16 protein-coding genes are annotated in these 22,034 nt (G+C 60.2%); 5 read left to right on the top strand and 11 right to left on the bottom strand.

Annotated features, from left to right (window positions below; all coding sequences use genetic code 11):
- Positions 1 to 307 precede the first annotated feature (307 nt).
- Genes nirB through cobA form a run of 4 tightly spaced genes read left to right on the top strand, consistent with a single transcriptional unit; the run spans position 308 to position 6,567 of the window.
- Positions 308 to 2,761 carry a nitrite reductase large subunit NirB gene (nirB, locus tag CKW11_RS18390; protein WP_095138646.1) on the top strand — a complete coding sequence of 818 codons (2,454 nt, stop codon included), beginning with the start codon at positions 308 to 310 and terminating at the stop codon, positions 2,759 to 2,761.
- Positions 2,758 to 3,075, top strand: a complete 318-nt coding sequence (gene nirD / locus CKW11_RS18385) for a nitrite reductase small subunit NirD (RefSeq protein ID WP_095138645.1) — start codon at positions 2,758 to 2,760, stop codon at positions 3,073 to 3,075. Before nirB ends, nirD begins: the two co-directional genes overlap by 4 nt.
- Positions 3,075 to 5,789 carry a nitrate reductase gene (locus tag CKW11_RS18380; protein ID WP_095138644.1) on the top strand — a complete coding sequence of 905 codons (2,715 nt, stop codon included), beginning with the start codon at positions 3,075 to 3,077 and terminating at the stop codon, positions 5,787 to 5,789. Before nirD ends, CKW11_RS18380 begins: the two co-directional genes overlap by 1 nt.
- Before the next feature lie 13 nt (positions 5,790 to 5,802).
- Positions 5,803 to 6,567 (top strand): uroporphyrinogen-III C-methyltransferase, encoded by a 765-nt coding sequence (gene cobA / locus CKW11_RS18375; RefSeq protein ID WP_095138643.1) that lies wholly within the window; start codon positions 5,803 to 5,805, stop codon positions 6,565 to 6,567.
- Between the two features lie 96 nt (positions 6,568 to 6,663).
- Here the strand turns inward: cobA and CKW11_RS18370 are convergent, their stop codons facing one another.
- The 8 genes from CKW11_RS18370 to ppsA all read right to left on the bottom strand — a co-directional run bounded on the left by CKW11_RS18370 (position 6,664) and on the right by ppsA (position 14,910).
- Entirely contained in the window at positions 6,664 to 7,698 is a 1,035-nt protein-coding gene (locus tag CKW11_RS18370) for an OmpA family protein (protein ID WP_095138642.1), read from the bottom strand.
- A 107-nt stretch (positions 7,699 to 7,805) separates the two neighbouring features.
- Entirely contained in the window at positions 7,806 to 8,396 is a 591-nt protein-coding gene (gene sigX / locus CKW11_RS18365; protein WP_064116922.1) for an RNA polymerase sigma factor SigX, read from the bottom strand.
- A gap of 87 nt (positions 8,397 to 8,483) precedes the next feature.
- On the bottom strand, positions 8,484 to 9,308 hold the full coding sequence (locus CKW11_RS18360; RefSeq protein WP_095138641.1) for a mechanosensitive ion channel domain-containing protein: 825 nt from the start codon (positions 9,306 to 9,308) through the stop codon (positions 8,484 to 8,486).
- A 2-nt stretch (positions 9,309 to 9,310) separates the two neighbouring features.
- Complete coding sequence (locus tag CKW11_RS18355) at positions 9,311 to 9,559, bottom strand: CrfX protein (protein WP_095138640.1); 249 nt, start codon at positions 9,557 to 9,559, stop codon at positions 9,311 to 9,313.
- 63 nt (positions 9,560 to 9,622) lie between these two features.
- Complete coding sequence (locus tag CKW11_RS18350) at positions 9,623 to 10,618, bottom strand: zinc transporter ZntB (protein ID WP_095138639.1); 996 nt, start codon at positions 10,616 to 10,618, stop codon at positions 9,623 to 9,625.
- A 22-nt stretch (positions 10,619 to 10,640) separates the two neighbouring features.
- A complete protein-coding gene (gene rraA, locus CKW11_RS18345; protein WP_095138638.1) occupies positions 10,641 to 11,132 on the bottom strand; it encodes a ribonuclease E activity regulator RraA in 492 nt (163 codons plus the stop codon).
- A gap of 226 nt (positions 11,133 to 11,358) precedes the next feature.
- Complete coding sequence (locus CKW11_RS18340) at positions 11,359 to 12,348, bottom strand: alpha/beta fold hydrolase (RefSeq protein ID WP_095138637.1); 990 nt, start codon at positions 12,346 to 12,348, stop codon at positions 11,359 to 11,361.
- 186 nt (positions 12,349 to 12,534) lie between these two features.
- The gene (ppsA, locus tag CKW11_RS18335; protein WP_095138636.1) at positions 12,535 to 14,910 is read right to left on the bottom strand and encodes a phosphoenolpyruvate synthase; all 2,376 of its coding nucleotides are present in this window, start codon (positions 14,908 to 14,910) and stop codon (positions 12,535 to 12,537) included.
- Between the two features lie 174 nt (positions 14,911 to 15,084).
- Between ppsA and CKW11_RS18330 the strand changes: the two genes are divergently transcribed.
- Positions 15,085 to 15,903, top strand: a complete 819-nt coding sequence (locus CKW11_RS18330; protein WP_007960912.1) for a pyruvate, water dikinase regulatory protein — start codon at positions 15,085 to 15,087, stop codon at positions 15,901 to 15,903.
- A gap of 204 nt (positions 15,904 to 16,107) precedes the next feature.
- Here the strand turns inward: CKW11_RS18330 and prpD are convergent, their stop codons facing one another.
- The 3 genes from prpD to acnD all read right to left on the bottom strand — a co-directional run bounded on the left by prpD (position 16,108) and on the right by acnD (position 21,971).
- A complete protein-coding gene (gene prpD, locus CKW11_RS18325) occupies positions 16,108 to 17,592 on the bottom strand; it encodes a 2-methylcitrate dehydratase (RefSeq protein WP_095138635.1) in 1,485 nt (494 codons plus the stop codon).
- A 540-nt stretch (positions 17,593 to 18,132) separates the two neighbouring features.
- A complete protein-coding gene (prpF, locus tag CKW11_RS18320) occupies positions 18,133 to 19,323 on the bottom strand; it encodes a 2-methylaconitate cis-trans isomerase PrpF (RefSeq protein ID WP_095138634.1) in 1,191 nt (396 codons plus the stop codon).
- Between the two features lie 53 nt (positions 19,324 to 19,376).
- On the bottom strand, positions 19,377 to 21,971 hold the full coding sequence (acnD, locus tag CKW11_RS18315) for a Fe/S-dependent 2-methylisocitrate dehydratase AcnD (RefSeq protein WP_095138633.1): 2,595 nt from the start codon (positions 21,969 to 21,971) through the stop codon (positions 19,377 to 19,379).
- Positions 21,972 to 22,034: the final 63 nt, after the last annotated feature.

Here is a 22,034-nt window from a genome sequence, read left to right as displayed (position 1 = left end):
TCCCTCTGTTTGAACGCTCCACGAATGGGCAGCCCGCTTCGATAAGGTGCAAAAAAACCTTGATGAACGCTGACAAAACGCAATAAACCCGCCACCGCCACACTTGGCACAACCACTGCATTACCCGTTTCACCATACATAAAGCCCAACCTTCAACGACGAAGGCTGCGCTTCCCGATAGAACGGGACCAGGACAAAGGCGTCCTCGCTAGGCAACTAGCGGGACGCCTTTTTTTGTTTGCGCAACATTTGTCGAGCACGGCCTGACTGCCCACAAGAGGCCAGCCACCGCTCCCCGGAGAACCTGATGAAAAAACTCAAACTGGTGATGATCGGCAATGGCATGGCCGGGGTTCGCACCCTGGAAGAACTGCTCAAGCTGAGCAACGAGCTGTACGACATCACGGTCTTCGGCGCCGAACCGCACACCAACTACAACCGCATCCTGCTGTCGCCGGTGCTGGCCGGTGAGCAGACCTTTGAAGAGATCGTGCTCAACGACCTCGACTGGTACCTGGAAAACCACATCAAGTTGCTGCTCAACCGCAAGGTAGTGCAGATCGACCGAGTCAAACGCCGGGTGATCGCCGAGGACGGCACCGAGGCTGAATATGATCGCCTGCTGATCGCCACCGGCTCGACGCCGTTCATCCTGCCGATCCCCGGCAACGACTTGCAGGGCGTGATCGGTTACCGCGACATCGCCGACACCCAGGCGATGATCGACACCGCCAAAACCCACAAACACGCGGTGGTCATCGGCGGTGGCCTGCTCGGTCTCGAAGCCGCCAACGGCCTGATGCTGCGCGGCATGCACGTCACCGTGGTGCACATCGGTGAATGGCTGCTGGAACGGCAACTGGACAAGACCAGCGGCCAACTGCTGCAAACGGCGCTCGAAGCCCGTGGCCTGCATTTTCGCCTGTGCGAACAGACGCAGGCCCTGCACGACGCGGGCAATGGCCGGGTCGGCTCGGTGCAGTTCAAGAACGGCGAGATCATCCCCGCCGATCTGGTGGTGATGGCCGCCGGCATCCGCCCCAACACCGAACTGGCAGAACGCGCCGGCATCCCCTGCAACCGCGGGATTCTGGTCAACGACACCCTGCAGACCTACGATCCGCGCATCTATGCCATCGGCGAGTGCGCCAGCCATCGCGGCATCGCCTATGGCCTGGTGGCGCCGCTGTTTGAACAGGCCAAGGTCTGCGCCAATCACCTCGCACAACTGGGTTTCGCCCGCTATCAGGGCTCGGTGACCTCGACCAAATTGAAAGTCACCGGCATCGACCTGTTTTCCGCCGGTGATTTCATGGGCGGCGAAGGCACCGAAACCATCACCCTCTCCGACCCGATCGGCGGCGTGTATAAAAAACTGGTGATCAAGGATGACGTGCTGGTCGGCGCCTGTCTGTACGGCGATACGGCAGATGGCGGTTGGTATTTCCGACAGATTCGTGAGAATCACGCCATCGGCGAGATCCGCGATCACCTGATGTTTGGTGAAAATTCTATCGGCGACGTAGGACATCAGGGCCAGGACAAAGCCATGAGCATGGCCGACACCGCCGAAGTCTGCGGCTGCAACGGCGTGTGCAAAGGCACCATCGTCAAGGCGATTCAGGAACACGGCCTGTTCAGCGTCGATGAGGTGAAAAAGCACACCAAGGCTGCCAGTTCCTGCGGCTCCTGCGCCGGGCTGGTCGAGCAGATCCTGATCAACACCGTCGGCGGCGCGGCGGACGTCAAACCGAAAAGCGAAAAAGCCATCTGCGGTTGCAGCGACCTCAACCACGGGCAGATCCGCCAGGCGATTCGCGAACAGCATCTGCTGACCATCGCCGGCACCATGAGCTACCTCAACTGGCGCACTCCGAACGGCTGTGCCACCTGCCGGCCGGCACTGAACTACTACCTGATTTCCACCTGGCCGGGCGAAGCCAAGGACGATCCGCAATCGCGCCTGATCAATGAACGCGCCCACGCCAACATTCAGAAGGACGGCACCTATTCGGTGGTGCCACGGATGTGGGGCGGCGTGACCAACCCTTCGGAATTGCGCCGCATCGCCGACGTGGCCGACAAGTACAACGTACCGATGGTCAAGGTCACCGGTGGTCAGCGCATCGACCTGCTGGGGATCAAGAAGCAGGACTTGCCGGGCGTCTGGAAAGACCTCGATATGCCCTCCGGCCACGCCTACGGCAAATCCATCCGCACCGTGAAAACCTGCGTCGGCAGCGAGTTCTGCCGCTTCGGCACGCAGAATTCAACGCAGTTGGGCATCGAGCTGGAGCACGACCTGTTCAACATGTGGTCGCCGCACAAAGTGAAACTCGCTGTCTCCGGATGCCCACGCAACTGCTCGGAAGCGGGGATCAAGGACGTAGGAATCATCGGTGTCGACTCCGGCTGGGAGATGTACATCGGCGGCAACGGCGGGATCAAGACCGAAGTCGCCGAGTTCTTCGTCAAGCTGAAAACCGCCGAGGAAGTCCGCGAGTACAACGGCGCGTTCCTGCAGCTGTATCGCGAAGAAGCCTTCTACCTCGAACGCACCGTGCACTACCTGCAGCGGGTCGGCATGGAGCACATCAAGCAAGCCGTGCTCGAAAACCCGGAACGCCGCAAGGCCCTGAACGAGCGTCTGCAGTTCTCCCTGTCATTCGAGCAGGACCCGTGGAAAGAGCGTCTGGCGCAGCCGCAACTGAAGAAAGAATTCGACGTGATCCCCGTGAAAAACCTGGAGGTACCGGCATGAACTGGCTCGATATCTGTGCCCTGGAAGAGATCAATGCCCTCGGTTCGCGGATCATTGCCGGGCCGAAAGGCGACATCGCGATTTTTCGTACGAGCGACGACGAAGTTTTCGCCCTCGACGACCGCTGCCCACACAAGGGCGGGCCGCTGTCACAAGGTTTGATCTACGGTAAACGCGTGGCCTGCCCGCTGCACAACTGGCAGATCGACCTGCAAACCGGCGAAGCCCAGGCCCCGGACATCGGCTGCGCGCACCATCATCCGGCCCGGATCGAAAACGGCCGCGTGCAGCTGGCACTGCGGGAAGCGGTCTGATGAACCGCCAGACGACCGCCTCGACCTGCTGTTATTGCGGGGTCGGCTGCGGCGTGCTGATCGAGCATGACGGCGAGCGCATTCTCGGCGTCAGCGGCGATCCGGCGCATCCGGCCAACTTCGGCAGATTGTGCAGCAAAGGCTCGACCCTGCATCTGACCGGCGATCTGGCCGCCCGGGCGCTGTACCCGGAGCTGCGTCTGGGCAAAGACCTGGCGCGCAGCCGTTGCGACTGGGATACGGCGCTGGATCACGCGACCCAGGTTTTTGCCGAGACCATCGCCGAGCATGGCCCGGACAGCGTGGCGTTTTACATCTCCGGGCAGTTGCTGACCGAGGACTACTACGCCTTCAACAAACTCGCCCGAGCGCTGGTCGGCACCAACAACATCGACAGCAATTCCCGGCTGTGCATGTCGTCGGCGGTGGTCGGTTACAAGCGCAGCCTCGGCGCCGATGCGCCACCGTGCAGTTATGAGGATCTGGAGCTGAGCGATTGCGTGATGATCGCCGGCAGTAACATGGCCTACGCCCACCCGGTCCTTTTCCGTCGTCTTGAAGAGGCAAAATCCCGCCGACCGCAGATGAAAGTCATCGTTATCGATCCCCGGCGCACCGATACCTGTGAGTTGGCGGACCTGCATCTGGCGATTCTGCCCGGCACCGATGTCGCTCTGTTTCATGGGATTTTGCATCTGCTGCTGTGGGAAGACTGGATCGACCGCGACTTCATCAAGGCGCACACCGACGGTTTGCCTGAGCTGAAAAATCTGGTGCGCGACTACACCCCGCAAATGGTTGCGCAACTGTGCGGGATCAGTGTCGAGCAATTGCAGCAGTGCGCGGAATGGGTGGGCACCGCGCCAAGTTTCCTGTCGCTGTGGTGCATGGGCCTGAATCAGTCAACCGCTGGCAGCGCGAAAAACAGCGCGCTGATCAATCTGCACCTGGCCACCGGGCAAATCGGCCGTCCAGGCGCGGGACCTTTCTCACTGACCGGTCAGCCGAATGCCATGGGTGGCCGGGAAACCGGCAGTCTGTCCAATTTGCTGCCCGGTCACCGGGAGGCAGCCAACCCCGAGCACCGCGCCGAAGTGGCAGCCTATTGGGGGGTCGATCAACTGCCTGAAAGCAGCGGCCTGAGCGCCATCGAGCTGTTCGAACGGATGCGCAGCGGCCAGATCAAGGCGCTATGGATTGCCTGCACCAACCCCGCGCAGTCCATGCCAGATCAACACGCGGTTCGCGAAGCACTGCAAGCTTGCCCGTTCGTGGTGTTGCAGGAAGCCTTCCGCACCACCGAAACCGCCACCTTCGCCGACCTGTTGTTACCCGCTGCCAGTTGGGGCGAGAAGGAAGGCTCGGTGACCAACTCCGAACGGCGCATATCCCACGTGCGGCAGGCCATTCTCCCACCGGGCGAAGCGCGGCCGGACTGGGCGATCACCGTGGATTTCGCACGACGGCTGGAGCAACGTCTGCGCCCGCATCAACCGAGCCTGTTTGCTTTCGAGCATCCGGCGCAGTTGTTCGACGAATACAAACAACTGACCCGTGGACGCGATCTGGACCTGTCAGGCATCAGCCATCCATTGATCGATGAACTTGGCCCGCAGCAATGGCCCTTCCCCACTGGCGCCCGACAAGGCACCGCGCGTTTGTATGGCGACGGGATTTTCCCCACCGCCAACGGTCGTGCGCAGTTCGTTGCCGATCCTTATCGCGCGGCCAAAGAACCACGCGATGCAAGGTTTCCGTTGACGCTGATCACCGGCCGCCTGCGCGATCAATGGCACGGCATGAGCCGCACCGGCACCGCGGCGCAATTGTTCGGACATGTCGGCGAAGCGCTGTTGAGCCTGCATCCGGACGAAATGCGCCGCCATCGTTTGCAGCCGGGGGATCTGGTCAACCTGAAGAGTCGGCGCGGTGCGCTCATCGTCGCAGTCGACAGCGATGACAGTGTGCGCCCCGGTCAGGCCTTTCTGCCGATGCACTGGGGCGACCGGTTTCTCAAGGGCGGGGTCAACAGTCTGACCTTGCCGGCCTTCGATCCTTTGTCAAAGCAGCCCGAACTCAAACACAGCGGCGTACGTCTGGAAGCGGTGAATCTGCCATGGCACTTGTTCGCACTCATCGAAGGCGATGTTCAGCGGTATTTTGAGAGGCTACGGCCGCTCTGTGAGGCATTTTCCTACGTGAGTTTCAGCCTTGTCGGACGTGAGCGGCCGGCGCTGCTGATACGCGCTGCCAGCGCCACGGCGCCGGAGCCGCAACTGCTGCGCGATATCGACCAGTGCCTGGCGTTGCTCGACGGGCCGGTGCTGGCCTATGACGACCCACGCCGCGCCATCGGCAAGCGGGTACGTATCGAACACGGTCGTATCACCGCGATCCGCCTGGCCGGCGAAACCTTGGCCCAACACTGGCTGCAAGGCTTGTGGCTGGAGGGCCGCGCCGATGAACAATTGCGGCGCTGGCTGCTGGCGCCGATGAGCGCGCCGCCGGGTAATGCCGGTTTGCAGGCCAATCCGGGCAAAACCCTGTGCAACTGCAAAAACGTCAGCCACAGCGCGGTGTGTGCCGGAATTCGCCAAGGCCTCGACTTGCAGGGTCTCAAACAACAACTGGGATGCGGCACGCAATGCGGCTCGTGCGTCCCGGAAATCAAGCGTTTGCTGGCCGCTGAGTTGCAGCCGGTATCGGTCATCTGATAAGGAAAACACCATGAATGCAAAAGTCTGGCTGGTGGGTGCAGGTCCCGGTGATCCCGAACTGCTGACGCTCAAAGCGGTACGCGCATTGCATGAAGCGCAGGTGGTGTTGATTGACGATCTGGTCAATGCCGCGGTGCTGGAGCATTGCCCCACCGCGCGAATCATTGCCGTGGGCAAGCGCGGCGGCTGTCGCTCGACGCCGCAGGCGTTCATCCACCGGCTGATGCTGCGTTATGCACGCCAAGGCAAATGCGTGGTGCGACTCAAGGGCGGAGACCCATGCATTTTCGGCCGTGGCGGTGAAGAGGCGCAGTGGTTGCGCGAGCGTGGGGTTGAGGTTGAATTGGTCAACGGGATTACCGCAGGACTCGCCGGCGCGACGCAATGCGATATTCCGCTGACGTTGCGCGGCGTGGCGCGCGGGGTGACGCTGGTGACCGCGCATACCCAGGACGACAGCCAGTTGAACTGGCAGGCGCTGGCGCAGGGCGGGACGACGCTGGTGATTTACATGGGGGTGGCCAAGCTTGGCGAGATTCGCGATCAGCTATTGGCGGGCGGGATGGTGGCGGATACGCCAGTGGCGATGATCGAGAATGCCTCTCTGCCAGAACAGCGCGAGTGCCGCAGTGATTTGATGAGCATGAGTGACGACGCCTGCAGGTTTGGACTCAGGAGCCCGGCCATTCTGGTCATTGGCACTGTGGCCGCTGTTGTAGAAAATCAAAGGATCGCAGCCTTCGGTAGCTACACAATGTGTGCGGATACTGTGTAGGAGCTGCCGCAGGCTGCGATCTCTAGACCTTCAAAGCCAAATCGCAGGCAAAGAAAAGCCCGGCCTGAGCCGGGCTTTTCTCGTAGCGGCAGCTAATTACTTAGCTTGAGCTTCAACCTGCGCTTCTACGCGACGGTTAACAGCGCGACCAGCTTCAGTTTTGTTGTCAGCAACTGGGCGGGATTCGCCGTAGCCGATCGACTGAACGCGGGACGATTCAACACCGTACTGGTTGGTCAGAACTTGCTTAACGGCGTTTGCACGACGCTCAGACAGTTTCTGGTTGTAAGCGTCAGGACCGACGGAGTCAGTGTGACCTTCAACAGTAGTGGTGGTGGATGGGTACTGCTTCATGAAGTCAGCCAGGTTTTTGATGTCGCCGTAGCTGTTAGGCTTGACTACCGACTTGTCGAAGTCGAATTTCACGTCCAGCTCAACACGAACAACTTCAGCAACTGCTGGGCAGCCATCAGCGTCAACAGTTACGTTGGCTGGGGTGTCCGGGCACTTGTCAACGTTGTCGCAAACGCCATCGTTGTCGCTGTCGGAGCAAACTTCAGCAGGTGCTGGAACTGGAGCAGCAGCTGGCTTGGAGCCGCCACCGAAGTTCACACCGATACCGACGCTAGGAGCCCACTCGGTGTCGCCCTGGTCGATGTTGTACTGAGCTTCAACGCCGGCACGGGCGTAGAAGTTCTCGGTGAAGTACAGCTTGGCACCGCCGCCAATGTTGGCGAAGGTGGAACGGTTACGACCGTTCGAACCGTTCTGGTCGATGCTCTGGTCAGAGAAACCGGCCGAAACGTATGGACGAAGCATGTCGCCTGGGTTGTTGAAGTGGTACAGAGCGTCCAGAGCGGTGTTAGCGCCTTTGACGTTCTTGCCATCGTCGGCACGTACGTTGTGCACTTCATCGTAGCCCAGACGCAGTTCAACGTCGTCGGTCAGGAAGTAACCGATCGAACCGCCGAACAGGTTGCCGTTGTTCTTGAAGTTACGAGCGCTGTCGAATTGTTCTTTCTTAGCGAAGCCTTCGATTTCAACTGCGCCTTGGCCTTGTGCCAGAGCGCCGAACGAAGTGGCGGCAATCAGAGAACCAATGGCCAAGCCCAAGGTGTTTTTCAGTTTCATCCGTTAAATCCCCATCTGGTGATTGTGAAGCAGTCCCGCAAACCGGGGGACAACTCGGCGGCAAGTCTATCAGAACTTGCCTACACGTAAGAGATATTTGCGCTGAACTAAGTTTCAGCAATGCCTGCAAATTTCTCACGCAATTTATCTAGAGCGCGTTTGTAACGCATTTTTGTCGCACTCAAACCCATGTGCATGATGTCTGCGATCTCCTGAAACTCCAGCTCTGCGACAAATCGTAGCACCAGAATTTCGCGGTCAATCGGATTCACATACACCAGCCAGCGATCAAGCCCACCCTTCTCCTCCGGCTTCGGCGCCTTTTCTTCAGACGCTTCTTCAAGAGGGTCCAGACTGAGAGCGTCCATCAAGCGACGCTTACGCCGTTCCTTCCGATACTGCGTGATGCATTCGTTATACGTGATGCTGTAGAGCCAGGTTTTGAACTTCGATTTCCCCTCGAAGTTCTTCAGGCCGTACAACACCTTAAGCATCACTTCCTGACAGACATCGTCTGCGTCGCGATCGTTCCCAAGATATCTCGCACAAACGTTAAATAATGTTCGCTGGTAACGCCGCATCAGCTCTTCATAGGCGCGCGTCACGTGAAACAGCTCGGTATGCGCGCGCGCGACCAACTCCTCATCAGAGAGCTCACGGGGGTCATAGCGCGTGGATAGCGTTTGGGCTTTATTCAAAACAAGTCGTGCCGACAGTCAGGTCAATGTCCGCCGCACCCCTCTCAGGGCATTTTGCGGCGGCATACATTAGCAGGGTTTGCCGGGTTAGCGGCTACTCACATGCTGTTCCAGCAGGATCCGATTGGAGAGTGAGACTAGCTCACCCTCATCGGTCAGCACTGTGGTTTTAACCGTGCCGATCTCTTCGATCTGGCCTTCGACCTCGCCAACACGCACTTGTTGCCCAACCTGATACAACTCACGCACATAGATTCCCGCAAGAATCTGACCGGCAATTTCCCGGCTTCCCAAACCCATGGCCAGCGCAACAGCCAGACCAACGGTAATCAATACGATGACAATCACATGGTTCAGCAGGTCAGTCTTGACCTCGAGCTGGCTGATCGCGACCGAGATGCTGATGATGATCACCAGCCCCTGGGCGATTCGGCCCAAACCCGAAGCGTAGTCCAGCCCTACGCCTTCCGCCGCCCCGCGCACCAAGCCGTTGGCCAGTTGCGCGAGCAAAACACCGACCAGCAGCACCAGCGCGGCACCGAAAACTTTCGGCAAATACAGCGCCAGCATGTCCAGCGTAGCTGAAACTCGCTCAAGTCCAAGGGACTCTGCTGCAGAAACCAGGAAAATCAGCAGAACGAACCAATAAACGATTTTACCGATCAAGGTCGAGATCGGCACCTGCAGCCCGGCCCGCGACATCAACTTGGTCAGCCCGGTGCCGCCCATCAGGCGGTCAAGGCCCAGTTTGGCCAGCAGTTTGGACAGCAAGGTATCGAGCAGCTTGGCCACCACGAAACCCAACAGCAGCACCACCAGTGCGCCGAACAGGTTCGGGATGAAATTGGCGACTTTGGTCCACAACGCAGTCATTGCCGTGACGAGGCTCTGAGTCCAGAGATCAAGTTCCATATTCAATCAGCCTTATCAGCAGTGCGTGCAGCGGTTTTACGAAGACGGGAAACCGGCGAGACGTGGGCCGATCCGTTATTCAGGGCGATCATCAGCGCGGGCAGCCAGCGGCCCAGCAGGCTGAACAGATCACCGGCGCCGACCTGGCGGTTGGCGGTTTTGAGTACGCGGCCCAGGCAGGCATCGTCGTCGCGGCTGGACGGCGAGGCGTTGAGCATGTCGCGCAAAGACTGTTCAAACGGATCGTGCATACGCACCTCTCGTGATGTCTGTGAAAGACGCGGGCAAATTTGGTCGGGTCACATGTCGCATCTTCATACCCAGCGCAAACGACGGAATAACCACCATTGACCGAAGGCCATGGCCAGCACCGTCAGACAGGCAATCAGGAAACCATAAGGGCTGCTGGCGAACGGAATGCCGCCCACATTGATGCCCAACAGGCCGGTGAGAAAACTCATCGGCAAAAAGATGCAGGTGATGATGCCGAAGCGATACATCGTGCGATTCATGCGCACGTTCAAACGCCGGTCTTCAGCCTCCAGCACAAGCCCCATGCGCTCTCGGGTCAATTCCAGCTCTTCGAGATAGCGCGTCAGGCTGTTGTTCAATTCGTTCCAGTAGTCGGCGTCATCGTCGACAAACCACGGCAGTTTTATCCGTGTCAGCTGTCCGAAAATATCCCGCTGCGGTGCCAGAAAACGCTTCAATCCGGCCGCCCGGCGGCGGATGTGCAGAATCGAGCCATGTTCGGGGGTATACCGTTCGTCGGCATCCAGTTTTTCTTCCTCTTCATCGACCAGTTCCGACAGGCATGTGACCAGATCCTGCACCTTGTTGGTGAGGAATTGCGCCAGATACAGGATCAGTTCAGAAGAGGTTTTCGGGCCTTTGCCTTCGCTCAACAGCGCCAACAGTTCATCGGTGGCACGCAGCGGACGCAAGCGCAGGGAGATGACCCGTTGCGCCGAAGCGAAAATCCGCACCGAGACCATGTCTTCCGGCTCCGCACCGGGATTCAGGTTGACCCCGCGCAAAAACAGCAACAGCTCGGCATCCGGCAACGGCAACAGGCGCGGCCGGGTATTTTCTTCCAGCAACAGGTCGCAGGCAAATTCATTCAGGCCGCTGGATTTGCGCAGCCAGGTCTGGGTTTGCGGATGGCTGCGATCCCAATGCAGCCACAGGCTCTCATGGGCCTGCAGCTGCAGATCGTCGAGCTCAGTCCGGGCAATCGAACGCGCACCGCCTTTACCGTCCAGCACCAGGGCATGCACCAGCCCCCACTGCGCGTTTTCTTCCTCGAACATCCGCATCCCTTTGTCGAAAAACTTATTCAGGCATCTGCAGCGGACTTGGCGAAACGATCACGCCGTTGTTGTCCCCATAGATGTATTGGCCCGGATGGAACGTCACGCCGGCGAAAGTCACCGGTACGTTGAGGTCACCGATGCCGCGCTTTTCGGTCTTCATCGGATGGCTGGCCAACGCCTGCACGCCGAGATCGGTCTGGGCAATAACGTCGACGTCACGGATGCAACCGTAGATGACCATCCCTTCCCAGCCGTTTTTCGCGGCTTTCTCGGCGATCATGTCGCCCAGCAACGCGCGACGCAGCGAACCGCCGCCATCGACCACCAGCACCTTGCCATTACCCTTGAGTTCGGCTTGCTCCTTGACCAGCGAGTTGTCTTCGAAGCATTTAATGGTCACGATTTCGCCGCCGAACGAATCACGGCCGCCGAAATTGCTGAACATCGGTTCCAGCACCTGCACCAGTTCCGGGTAGGCGTCGCACAGGTCAGGCGTGAGGTAATGGTTCATCGAAAAACTCCTGTAAAAAGGAAGACGATCAAGGATGTCGCACTCTTTTGAAACGAGTCCCGGCGGTCGCTGTTTACCTTAGTTCATGCAATGGTCGCTGAACGAACCTGAACAAACGCTGAAACGTAATAGCTAAACAGCCACCTAATATGACCAGAATCGCACAATGCGTCATATCTTAGCCGCAAGCCGACCCGAACGAAATGCCCTTTTCAGAGCCCCGGGCTCAGACCGCAGCGGCAAGATCGGGCTTGCCGCCGAGCAACGGCGTCTGCTGATCGTTCAGCCAGCGCGCCACCAGCGGCCAGACCTCGGCCTGCGCTGCTTTGCTCACCAGCATCTCGACATGCCCGAAGTTGTCGCTGAAGCCCTGATCGCGCCCCAGATTGATGAACTGCTTGTGCTCGGAGCCGATCTGCTCGAACAGTTTGCGGCAGGCCCACGCCGGATCCTGATGATCGCCCGCCGCCGTCACGGCCAATACTGGCAGCTGAACGTCGGCAAGCCCTGCCCACCAATCCTTGTCCTTGTCGCCAAACCGCCCGAACAAGCCATACCAGCGCATGCTTTCCAGCGCCAGCCCGATCGGCTCGTCTTCCGGGCCGCGCTTGAGACGTGAACCGGACAACTGCGCGAAACGCTTGAGAATGAAGCGCCCGCTCCACTCCACCGGTGGAATCTTCAACGGCCAGTAGGTGCGGCTGACCTGCGTGCCGAAAAACGCCGCCGAGGCCACGGCAGGCTCGCCGAGGTATTCGCCACCCAACGCAGCTGCCAGGGTGATGCCGCCCAGCGAATGGCCGATCCAGTGCGGCACCTGCCCGCTCTGCTCGCGGACGAACGCGGCAATCGCCGGCAGATCGTACCGGGCGTAGTCGGCCACACGGTTGCGCCGGTAGTCCTCGTTGCGCTGCGACAGACCGTGACCGCGCATCTCCGGGATCCACACATCGAAGCCCAGACGCGTCAGGTACGCGCCCAGCCCGAGGCCCTTGGGGGAAAACCAGAAGCGCCGGTTGGAAAAGCTGCCGTGCAGCAAAATCACCGGCACGCCGCGTGGTGTCGTGTCATCGGCCATGCCCAAGCGGGTCACGGCGATTTCCACGGACCAGTCGGGACTGTTGCCGGGTTTGAGTCGATACACGTCTTCGCTCAGATCACCGCGACGTTCGGCGCTGATCAGGGCGACAGGAAACAGGTTGCTGCTGCTTTGCATAATGCTCTTGCACAAAAAAGGGCGGCATCCGGAGAGCCCGCCCTACTTCAATCTCAAAGCCCCCGACCTTTGTGGGAGCGGGCTTGCTCGCGAAAGCGGTGTATCAGCCAACATTTGTGGCGGATCTTATTCCGTCTTCGCGAGCAAGCCCGCTCCCATAGAGGAGGATGGCCGTTCACATACTGATTACGCCTGCGCCTGACCTTCAGCGAGGAAGAACCAGGTTTCCAGCACGGAGTCCGGGTTCAGCGACACGCTTTCGATGCCCTGCTCCATCAGCCACTTGGCCAGATCCGGGTGGTCCGAAGGGCCCTGACCGCAGATGCCGATGTACTTGCCGGCCTTGTTGCACGCGGCAATCGCGTTGGCCAGCAGCTTCTTCACCGCCGGATTTCGCTCGTCGAACAGGTGCGCGATGATCCCGGAGTCACGGTCCAGGCCCAGGGTCAACTGGGTCAGGTCGTTGGAACCGATCGAGAAGCCGTCGAAGAATTCGAGGAACTCTTCAGCGAGAATCGCGTTGGATGGCAGTTCGCACATCATGATCACGCGCAGGCCATTGTCGCCACGGGCCAGACCGTTTTCGGCGAGCAAATCGACCACCTGGCTGGCTTCGCCGAGGGTACGGACGAACGGCACCATGATTTCGACGTTGGTCAGGCCCATTTCGTTGCGCACACGCTTCAGCGCGCGGCACTCGAGTTCGAAGCAGTCACGGAACGATTCGCTGATGTAACGCGAAGCGCCACGGAAGCCGAGCATCGGGTTTTCTTCTTCCGGCTCGTACAGCTTGCCGCCGATCAGGTTCGCGTATTCGTTGGACTTGAAGTCCGACAGACGCACGATGACCTTCTTCGGCCAGAACGCTGCAGCGAGGGTGCTGATGCCTTCCACCAGTTTTTCGACGTAGAAGCCGACCGGATCGTTGTAACCGGCGATGCGCTTGTCGACGCTGTCCTTGATTTCCTGCGGCAGGCCGTCGTAGTTCAACAGCGCTTTCGGGTGCACGCCGATCATGCGGTTGATGATGAATTCCAGACGGGCCAGGCCCACACCGGCATTCGGCAACTGCGCAAAGTCGAAGGCGCGGTCCGGGTTGCCGACGTTCATCATGATCTTGAACGGCAGCTCCGGCATGGCGTCCACGGAGTTCTTCTTGACGTCGAAGCCCAGTTCGCCTTCAAAGATGTAACCGGTGTCGCCTTCGGCGCAGGACACGGTCACGCCCTGGCCATCTTTCAGCAGTTGGGTGGCGTTGCCGCAACCCACGACCGCTGGAATCCCCAATTCACGGGCGATGATCGCCGCGTGGCAGGTACGGCCACCACGGTTGGTGACGATGGCGCTGGCGCGTTTCATCACCGGCTCCCAGTCCGGGTCGGTCATGTCCGAGACCAGCACGTCACCGGCCTGGACTTTGTCCATTTCCGAGACGTCCTTGATGATCCGCACTTTACCGGCGCCGATGCGCTGGCCGATGGCACGACCTTCCACCAGCACGGTGCCGGTTTCTTTCAGCAGGTAACGTTCCATGACGTTGGCCTGGGTGCGGCTCTTCACGGTTTCCGGACGGGCCTGCACGATGTACAGCTTGCCGTCGTCACCGTCCTTGGCCCACTCGATATCCATCGGGCAGCCGTAGTGCTTCTCGATGATCATCGCTTGCTTGGCCAGTTCGCTGACTTCAGCGTCAGACAGGCAGAAACGCGCACGATCAGCCTTGTCGACATCGATGGTCTTGACCGAACGACCGGCCTTGGCCTCGTCGCCGTAGATCATTTTGATGGCTTTGCTGCCCAGGTTGCGACGCAGGATCGCCGGGCGACCAGCCTCCAGCGTGCCTTTGTGCACGTAGAACTCATCCGGGTTCACCGCGCCTTGAACAACGGTTTCGCCCAGACCGTAGGCGCCGGTGATGAACACCACGTCACGGAAACCGGATTCGGTATCGAGGGTGAACATCACGCCGGCGGTGCCGGTTTCCGAACGCACCATGCGCTGCACGCCAGCCGACAGGGCGACCAGTTTGTGGTCGAAGCCCTGGTGCACGCGGTAGGAAATCGCCCGGTCGTTGAACAGCGAAGCGAATACTTCTTTGGCGGCGCGGATAACGTTTTCCACGCCACGGATGTTCAGGAAGGTTTCCTGCTGACCGGCGAAGGAGGCGTCCGGCAAGTCTTCGGCGGTGGCGGAAGAACGCACGGCCACGGCCACGTCAGAGTTACCGGCCGACAGCGCGGCGAACGCGGTGCGGATCTCGGCATTGAGTTTTTCAGGGAATTCGGCGTCCATGATCCATTGACGGATCTGCGCACCGGTCTTGGCCAGTGCGTTGACGTCATCGACGTCCAGGGCGTCGAGAGCCTTGTGGATCTGATCGTTGAGGCCGCTCAGTTCGAGAAAGTCGCGATAGGCCTGCGCGGTGGTGGCAAAGCCGCCGGGGACCGACACACCGGCACCCGCCAGGTTGCTGATCATCTCGCCCAGGGATGCGTTCTTGCCCCCCACATGCTCAACATCGTGTTTGCCGAGCTTATCGAGGGAAACTACGTACTCTACCAAGGTGATCTCTCCACTAACTGTGTTGGAAAAGCTCAGAAACCGGCGGCTCGGGGGAGCGTTGGCCGGCTGTATGGCCTGGACCTGGAAAATAAGTGAGAATGCGGGCCAATGGCGGCCGGCAAATCGCGCCTATCATATCCAAGAATGCTCATTAGCTTAAGGCCCAAGGTGCAAATGAAACGATCTGCTTTCTTTATCTCCGATGGCACCGGCATCACCGCCGAAACCCTGGGTCAAAGCCTTCTGGCGCAGTTCGAAAACATTACCTTCACCAAGCTCACGCGGCCGTATATCGACAACGCGGACAAAGCGCGGGCCATGGTACAACAAATCAACAAAGCCGCTGAAACCGACGGCTTTCGTCCGATCATCTTCGACACCATCGTCAATCAGGACATCCGTGAGATTCTCGCAACGTCCAATGGTTTCATGATCGACATTTTCTCGACCTTCCTCGCCCCGCTGGAGCAGGAACTGACCGAGCACTCTTCCTACACCGTCGGCAAGTCTCACTCGATCGGGCACAACTCCAATTACATGGAGCGTATCGAGGCGGTGAACTTCGCCCTCGACAACGATGACGGCGCGCGCACCCACTATTACGACAAGGCCGACCTGATACTAGTGGGCGTGTCGCGTTGTGGTAAGACGCCGACGTGTCTGTACATGGCGATGCAGTTCGGTATCCGCGCGGCCAACTACCCGCTGACCGAAGACGACATGGAGCGCCTGACCCTGCCGACCGCCCTGCGCGCCCATCAGCACAAGCTGTTCGGCCTGACCATCGACCCCGATCGCCTCACCGCAATTCGCAACGAGCGCAAGCCCAACAGCCGCTATTCGAGCTACGCCCAGTGCGAATTCGAAGTGCGCGAAGTGGAAAACCTGTTCCGCCGCGAGAACATCCCGCACATCAACTCCACGCATTTTTCGGTGGAAGAGATTTCGGCGAAGATTCTGGTGGAGAAAGGCGTGGAGCGGCGTTTCAAATAGATTTGCGGCGTCTGCTTTGGCGCCTTCGCGGGCAAGCCCGCTCCCACAGGGTTTCAGAGTGTTCATGCATGTTGTGCCAGGCACAAAACCTTGTGGGAGCGGGCTTGCCCGCGAAGGCGGCGGCACATCCAGCATTGATGTTGCCTGACACACCGCTAGCGTGAGCAGGCTCACGCCCGCAATCGGTCTTCAATGCTCGCGTTGTCAGATGACAAACAGGTCGATGAAACGATTCACGGGGGTGACCTCAAGCTGCGCCTGATCCTTGCACAACGCGAAGATCTCGTTGCTGCGCTGCCCGGTGAATCGTGTCAGCAGATTCGCCCTGAACTTGTCCTCCAGCAATGGAATGCCTTCGACCCGGCGCCGACGATGGCCGATCGGGTATTCGACCACCACGTTCTCGGTGCTCGATCCGTCCTTGAAAAACACCTGCACCGCATTGGCAATCGAACGCTTGTCGGCCTCCAGATATTCGCGGGTGAAACGCGGATCTTCAACGATGACCATCTTCTCGCGCAGCACATCAATGATCGGGTGCGCGGCGTGGAAAGCGTCCTCGTACTGTTCAGCCACCAGGTTGCCGAATGCCAGCGGCACGGCGGTCATGTACTGGAGGCAGTGGTCGCGGTCGGCGGCGTTGGCCAGCGGCCCGACCTTGGAGATGATACGAATCGCCGACTCATGGGTGGTGATGACGATGCGGTCGATTTCATGCAGGCGGTTGCGCACCAACGGATGCAAGGTCACCGCCGCTTCGCAGGCCGTTTGCGCGTGGAATTCGGCGGGGAAGCTGATCTTGAACAGCACGTTTTCCATGACGTAACTGCCGTAGGGCCGCGCGAAACTGAGGGCGCGTTTGCCTTCGGGCTTGAGCGCCAGATCGTTATTGGTATGGCTGAACGATACGTCGTAGAAACCCCACTGTCTGGCTGTCAACACCCCGGGAATACCCATCTCGCCACGCAGGGCAATGTCGGCCAGACGCACACCGCGACTGGTGGCATCCCCCGCCGCCCAGGACTTGCGCGATCCGGCGTTCGGCGCATGGCGATAGGTGCGCAGCGCCTGACCATCGGCGAAGGCATGGGACAACGCCGACAGCAGTTGCTCGCGATTGGCACCCATCAGTTTCGCTGTGACCGCAGTCGAGGCGACTTTCACCAGCACAACGTGATCGAGGCCGACGCGGTTGAAGGAATTTTCCAGAGCGATCACGCCTTGAATCTCGTGGGCCATGATCATCGCTTCGAGCACGTCGCGCATTGTCAGCGGTGCTTCGCCGTTGGCGATACGCTTCTGCGACAGATGATCGGCCACCGCGAGAATCCCGCCGAGGTTGTCCGACGGATGCCCCCACTCGGCGGCGAGCCAGGTGTCGTTGTAATCGAGCCAGCGCACGATGCAGCCGATATCCCACGCGGCTTTCACCGGGTCGAGACGATAGGACGTGCCGGGAACCCGCGCCCCGAACGGCACGATGGTGCCTTCGACGATGGGGCCAAGATGCTTGGTGCACTCGGGGAAGCGCAGCGCCAGCAGGGCACAGCCGAGGGTATCCATCAGGCAGTTGCGGGCGGTGTCGAGGGCTTCGGCAGATTCGATCTTGTAGGTGAGGACGTAATCGGCGATGTCCTGCAGGACACGGTCGTAGTCGGGGCGGTTGTTCAGGTCGACGTTGGCGCTCATGTTCGATTCACTCTGGTAGTGGTTCGTTGATGGGACCTCGGTTCAGGCTGATTTCTTATATTTGAAATGCAATCCCCTGTGGGAGCGGGCTTGCTCGCGAAGACGGTGTGTCAGCCAGCGAAAATGTCGACTGACACTACGCCTTCGCGAGCAAGCCCGCTCCCACAGTTTTTGTTCGGTGTAGTGTCAGAAAGTATCGCCGGGCATACGAATATTACTTTGTGGATTGATTATCCTGATTGAAATGCAATCCCCTGTGGGAGAGGGCTTGCTCGCGAAGACGGTGTGTCAGCCAGCGAAAATGTCGACTGACACTACGCCTTCGCGAGCAAGCCCGCTCCCACAGTTTTTGTTCGGTGTAGTGTCAGAAAGTATTGCTGGCACAGGAATATTACTTTGTGGATTGATTATCCTGGTTGAAATGCAATCCCCTGTGGGAGCGGGCTTGCTCGCGAAGGCGGTGTGTCAGCCAGCGAAAATGTCGACTGACACTACGCCTTCGCGAGCAAGCCCGCTCCCACAGTGTTGTTCGGTGTTGGGTCAGAAAGAGTCGCCGGGGATGCGAACGAAACCTTCCATGAGGACGCGGGCACTGCGGCTCATGATGGCTTTTTTCACCACCCAGTCACCGTTTTCCAGACTGGCTTCGGCGCCCACGCGCAAGGTTCCGGAAGGATGGCCGAAGCGCACAGCGTTGCGCTCGACACCGCCTGCTGCGAGATTCACCAGAGTCCCGGAAATCGCCGCCGCCGTGCCAATCGCCACCGCCGCCGTGCCCATCATCGCGTGGTGTAATTTGCCCATCGACAATGCGCGTACCAGCAAATCCACATCGCTGGCAGCAATCGCCTTGCCACTGGACGCCACATAATCCGCAGGCTTGGCGACGAACGCGACTTTCGGCGTGTGCTGTCGCTTGGCCGCTTCGTCCAGATTGGAAATCAGGCCCATGCGCAATGCACCGTAGGCGCGGATGGTTTCGAACATCTGCAACGCTTTCGGGTCGCTGTTGATCGCGCCTTGCAGTTCGGTGCCGGTGTAGCCGATGTCTGCGGCGTTGACGAAAATCGTCGGGATCCCGGCGTTGATCATGGTCGCCTGGAACGTGCCGACACCCGGTACCTCAAGCTGATCGATCAGGTTGCCGGTGGGGAACATCGAACCGCCGCCACCCTCTTCTTCCGCCGCCGGATCGATGAATTCGACCTGCACTTCGGCGGCCGGAAAGGTCACGCCGTCGAGTTCGAAATCACCGGTTTCCTGCACTTCGCCGTTGGTGATCGGCACGTGGGCGATGATGGTCTTGCCGATGTTGGCCTGCCATACGCGCACCACCGCGACACCGTTGTGCGGAATGCGGCTGGCCTCCACCAGACCGTTGCTGATGGCGAATGAACCGACCGCTGCCGAGAGGTTGCCGCAGTTGCCGCTCCAGTCGACGAACGGCTTGTCGATCGACACCTGACCGAACAGGTAATCGACGTCGTGATCAGCCTTGATGCTTTTCGACAGGATCACGGTTTTGCTGGTGCTCGAGGTGGCGCCGCCCATGCCGTCGATCTGCTTGTCGTACGGGTCGGGGCTGCCGATCACTCGCAGCAGCAAGGCATCGCGGGCCGGGCCGGGAATCTGCGCCGCTTCGGGCAGATCCTTGAGGCTGAAGAACACGCCCTTGCTGGTGCCGCCGCGCATGTAGGTGGCGGGGATCTTGATTTGTGGTGCGTGAGCCATGATGCTCCTTACCGAAGGCATGGGCGTGAAACCCCATGCCTGCATCAGTTGATTTAAACGGCAACCGCCGACTCTTCGAGGAAGTCTTGGGCGAAGCGCTGCAACACGCCGCCGGCCTCGTAGATCGACACTTCTTCAGCGGTATCCAGACGGCAGGTCACCGGTACCTCAACGCGCTCGCCGGACTTGCGATGGATCACCAGCGTCAGGTCGGCGCGCGGGGTGCGGGCGCCGATCACGTCGTAGGTTTCGCTGCCGTCGATGGCCAAGGTGTGACGGTCGGTACCCGCTTTGAACTCCAGCGGCAACACGCCCATGCCCACCAGGTTGGTGCGGTGAATGCGCTCGAAACCTTCGGCGACGATCGCTTCGACGCCTGCCAGACGCACGCCCTTCGCCGCCCAGTCGCGGGACGAACCCTGGCCGTAGTCGGCACCGGCAATGATGATCAACGGCTGCTTGCGCTCCATGTAGGTTTCGATGGCTTCCCACATGCGCATGACTTTGCCTTCCGGCTCGACGCGGGCCAGCGAACCCTGTTTGACCTTGCCGTTTTCCTGAACCATTTCGTTGAACAGCTTCGGGTTGGCGAAGGTCGCGCGCTGCGCGGTCAGGTGGTCGCCGCGGTGCGTGGCGTACGAGTTGAAGTCTTCTTCCGGCAGGCCCATTTTCGCCAGATATTCGCCGGCGGCGCTGTCGAGCATGATCGCGTTGGAGGGCGACAGGTGATCGGTGGTGATGTTGTCCGGCAGCACCGCCAGCGGGCGCATGCCCTTCAGCGGACGGGCGCCGGCCAGTGCGCCTTCCCAGTAGGGCGGACGGCGGATGTAAGTGCTCATCTCGCGCCAGTCGTACAGCGGCGCGACTTTCGGGCCGGTGTCTTCGTGGATGGCGAACATCGGAATGTAGACCTGCCGGAACTGCTCCGGCTTGACCGAAGACTTCACCACCGCGTCGATTTCTTCGTCGCTCGGCCAGATGTCTTTCAGGCGGATTTCCTTGCCGTCGACCACGCCCAGCACATCTTTCTCGATGTCGAAACGAATGGTCCCGGCGATGGCGTAAGCGACCACCAGCGGCGGCGACGCGAGGAACGCCTGTTTGGCGTACGGGTGAATGCGGCCGTCGAAGTTGCGGTTGCCGGAGAGCACGGCAGTCGCATACAGATCGCGGTCGATGATCTCTTGCTGGATCACCGGATCGAGGGCGCCGGACATGCCGTTGCAAGTGGTGCAGGCAAACGCGACGACGCCGAAACCGAGTTGCTCCAGCTCCGTGGTCAGCCCCGCTTCGTCAAGGTACAGCGCCACGGTTTTCGAACCCGGTGCCAGCGAGGATTTGACCCACGGCTTGCGGGTCAGGCCAAGCTTGTTGGCATTGCGTGCCAAGAGGCCGGCGGCGATCACGTTGCGCGGGTTGCTGGTGTTGGTGCAACTGGTGATGGCGGCGATGATCACCGCGCCGTCAGGCATTTGCCCCGGCACATCATCCCACTGCCCGGAGATGCCTTTGGCCGCCAGATCCGCTACCGCGACGCGGGCGTGCGGGTTGCTCGGGCCGGCCATGTTGCGCACCACCGACGACAGATCAAAGCTCAGGCCACGCTCGTATTGCGCGCCTTTCAGGCTGTCGGCCCACAGACCGTTGAGCCGGGCGTACTGCTCGACAAGTTGCACTTGCTGGTCTTCGCGCCCGGTGAGTTTCAGGTAGTCGATGGTCTGCTGGTCGATGTAGAACATCGCCGCGGTGGCACCGTACTCCGGGGCCATGTTGGAGATGGTCGCGCGGTCGCCAAGGGTCAGCGCCGAGGCGCCTTCGCCGAAGAACTCCAGCCAGGCGCCGACGACTTTCTGTTTGCGCAGGTATTCGGTCAGCGCCAGCACCATGTCGGTGGCGGTGATGCCCGGTTGCAGCTTGCCGGTCAGTTCGACGCCGACGCTTTCCGGCAGGCGCATCCACGAGGCGCGGCCGAGCATCACGCTCTCGGCTTCGAGACCGCCAACGCCGATGGCGATCACGCCCAGCGCATCGACGTGCGGGGTGTGGCTGTCGGTGCCGACACAGGTGTCGGGGAATGCCACGCCGTCGCGCACCTGGATCACCGGAGACATTTTCTCCAGGTTGATCTGGTGCATGATGCCGTTGCCCGGCGGGATCACGTCGACGTTCTTGAAGGCCTTTTTGGTCCAGTTGATGAAGTGGAAACGGTCTTCGTTGCGCCGGTCTTCGATGGCGCGGTTCTTCTCGAACGCCTGCTTGTCGAAACCGCCCGCTTCCACCGCCAGCGAGTGGTCGACGATCAGTTGCGTCGGCACTACCGGGTTGACCTGCGCCGGATCACCGCCCTGTTGCGCAATCGCGTCACGCAGGCCGGCGAGGTCGACCAGTGCGGTCTGGCCGAGAATGTCGTGGCACACCACACGCGCCGGAAACCACGGGAAGTCGAGGTCGCGTTTGCGCTCGATCAGTTGCTTGAGGGAATCGGTGAGCGTGGCCGGGTCGCAGCGACGCACGAGGTTTTCCGCCAGCACGCGGGAGGTGTACGGCAGGGTGTCATAGCTGCCGGGCTGAATCGCCTCGACCGCCGCACGGACGTCGAAATAATCCAGGGAACTGCCGGGCAGGTTTTTGCGGAATTCTGTGTTCATCGGGTCAGGACTCGGGTCACGGTAGTTTCAAAGGGTGGGTCCGACACTGGTACTGAAATGGGC

This window comes from Pseudomonas sp. Irchel s3a10 (genome assembly GCF_900187525.1).
Taxonomy (GTDB): Bacteria; Pseudomonadota; Gammaproteobacteria; order Pseudomonadales; family Pseudomonadaceae; genus Aquipseudomonas; species Aquipseudomonas koreensis_G.
Note: the sequence above shows the minus strand (reverse complement) of the source record. Positions and strands in the feature narration are given on the sequence as shown.

Excerpts from the sequence above, each read along its gene's own strand:
- CKW11_RS18350 (WP_095138639.1), bottom strand. The coding sequence starts at position 10,618 with ATGTTCGAGGAAGAAAACGCGCAGTGGGGGCTGGTGCATGCCCTGGTG.
- CKW11_RS18380 (WP_095138644.1), top strand. The coding sequence starts at position 3,075 with ATGAACCGCCAGACGACCGCCTCGACCTGCTGTTATTGCGGGGTCGGC.
- CKW11_RS18340 (WP_095138637.1), bottom strand. The coding sequence starts at position 12,348 with ATGCAAAGCAGCAGCAACCTGTTTCCTGTCGCCCTGATCAGCGCCGAA.
- CKW11_RS18370 (WP_095138642.1), bottom strand. The coding sequence starts at position 7,698 with ATGAAACTGAAAAACACCTTGGGCTTGGCCATTGGTTCTCTGATTGCC.
- cobA (WP_095138643.1), top strand. The coding sequence starts at position 5,803 with ATGAATGCAAAAGTCTGGCTGGTGGGTGCAGGTCCCGGTGATCCCGAA.
- rraA (WP_095138638.1), bottom strand. The coding sequence starts at position 11,132 with ATGAACCATTACCTCACGCCTGACCTGTGCGACGCCTACCCGGAACTG.
- prpF (WP_095138634.1), bottom strand. The coding sequence starts at position 19,323 with ATGGCTCACGCACCACAAATCAAGATCCCCGCCACCTACATGCGCGGC.
- nirD (WP_095138645.1), top strand. The coding sequence starts at position 2,758 with ATGAACTGGCTCGATATCTGTGCCCTGGAAGAGATCAATGCCCTCGGT.
- acnD (WP_095138633.1), bottom strand. The coding sequence starts at position 21,971 with ATGAACACAGAATTCCGCAAAAACCTGCCCGGCAGTTCCCTGGATTAT.
- CKW11_RS18330 (WP_007960912.1), top strand. The coding sequence starts at position 15,085 with ATGAAACGATCTGCTTTCTTTATCTCCGATGGCACCGGCATCACCGCC.
- CKW11_RS18360 (WP_095138641.1), bottom strand. The coding sequence starts at position 9,308 with ATGGAACTTGATCTCTGGACTCAGAGCCTCGTCACGGCAATGACTGCG.
- CKW11_RS18355 (WP_095138640.1), bottom strand. The coding sequence starts at position 9,559 with ATGCACGATCCGTTTGAACAGTCTTTGCGCGACATGCTCAACGCCTCG.
- nirB (WP_095138646.1), top strand. The coding sequence starts at position 308 with ATGAAAAAACTCAAACTGGTGATGATCGGCAATGGCATGGCCGGGGTT.
- prpD (WP_095138635.1), bottom strand. The coding sequence starts at position 17,592 with ATGAGCGCCAACGTCGACCTGAACAACCGCCCCGACTACGACCGTGTC.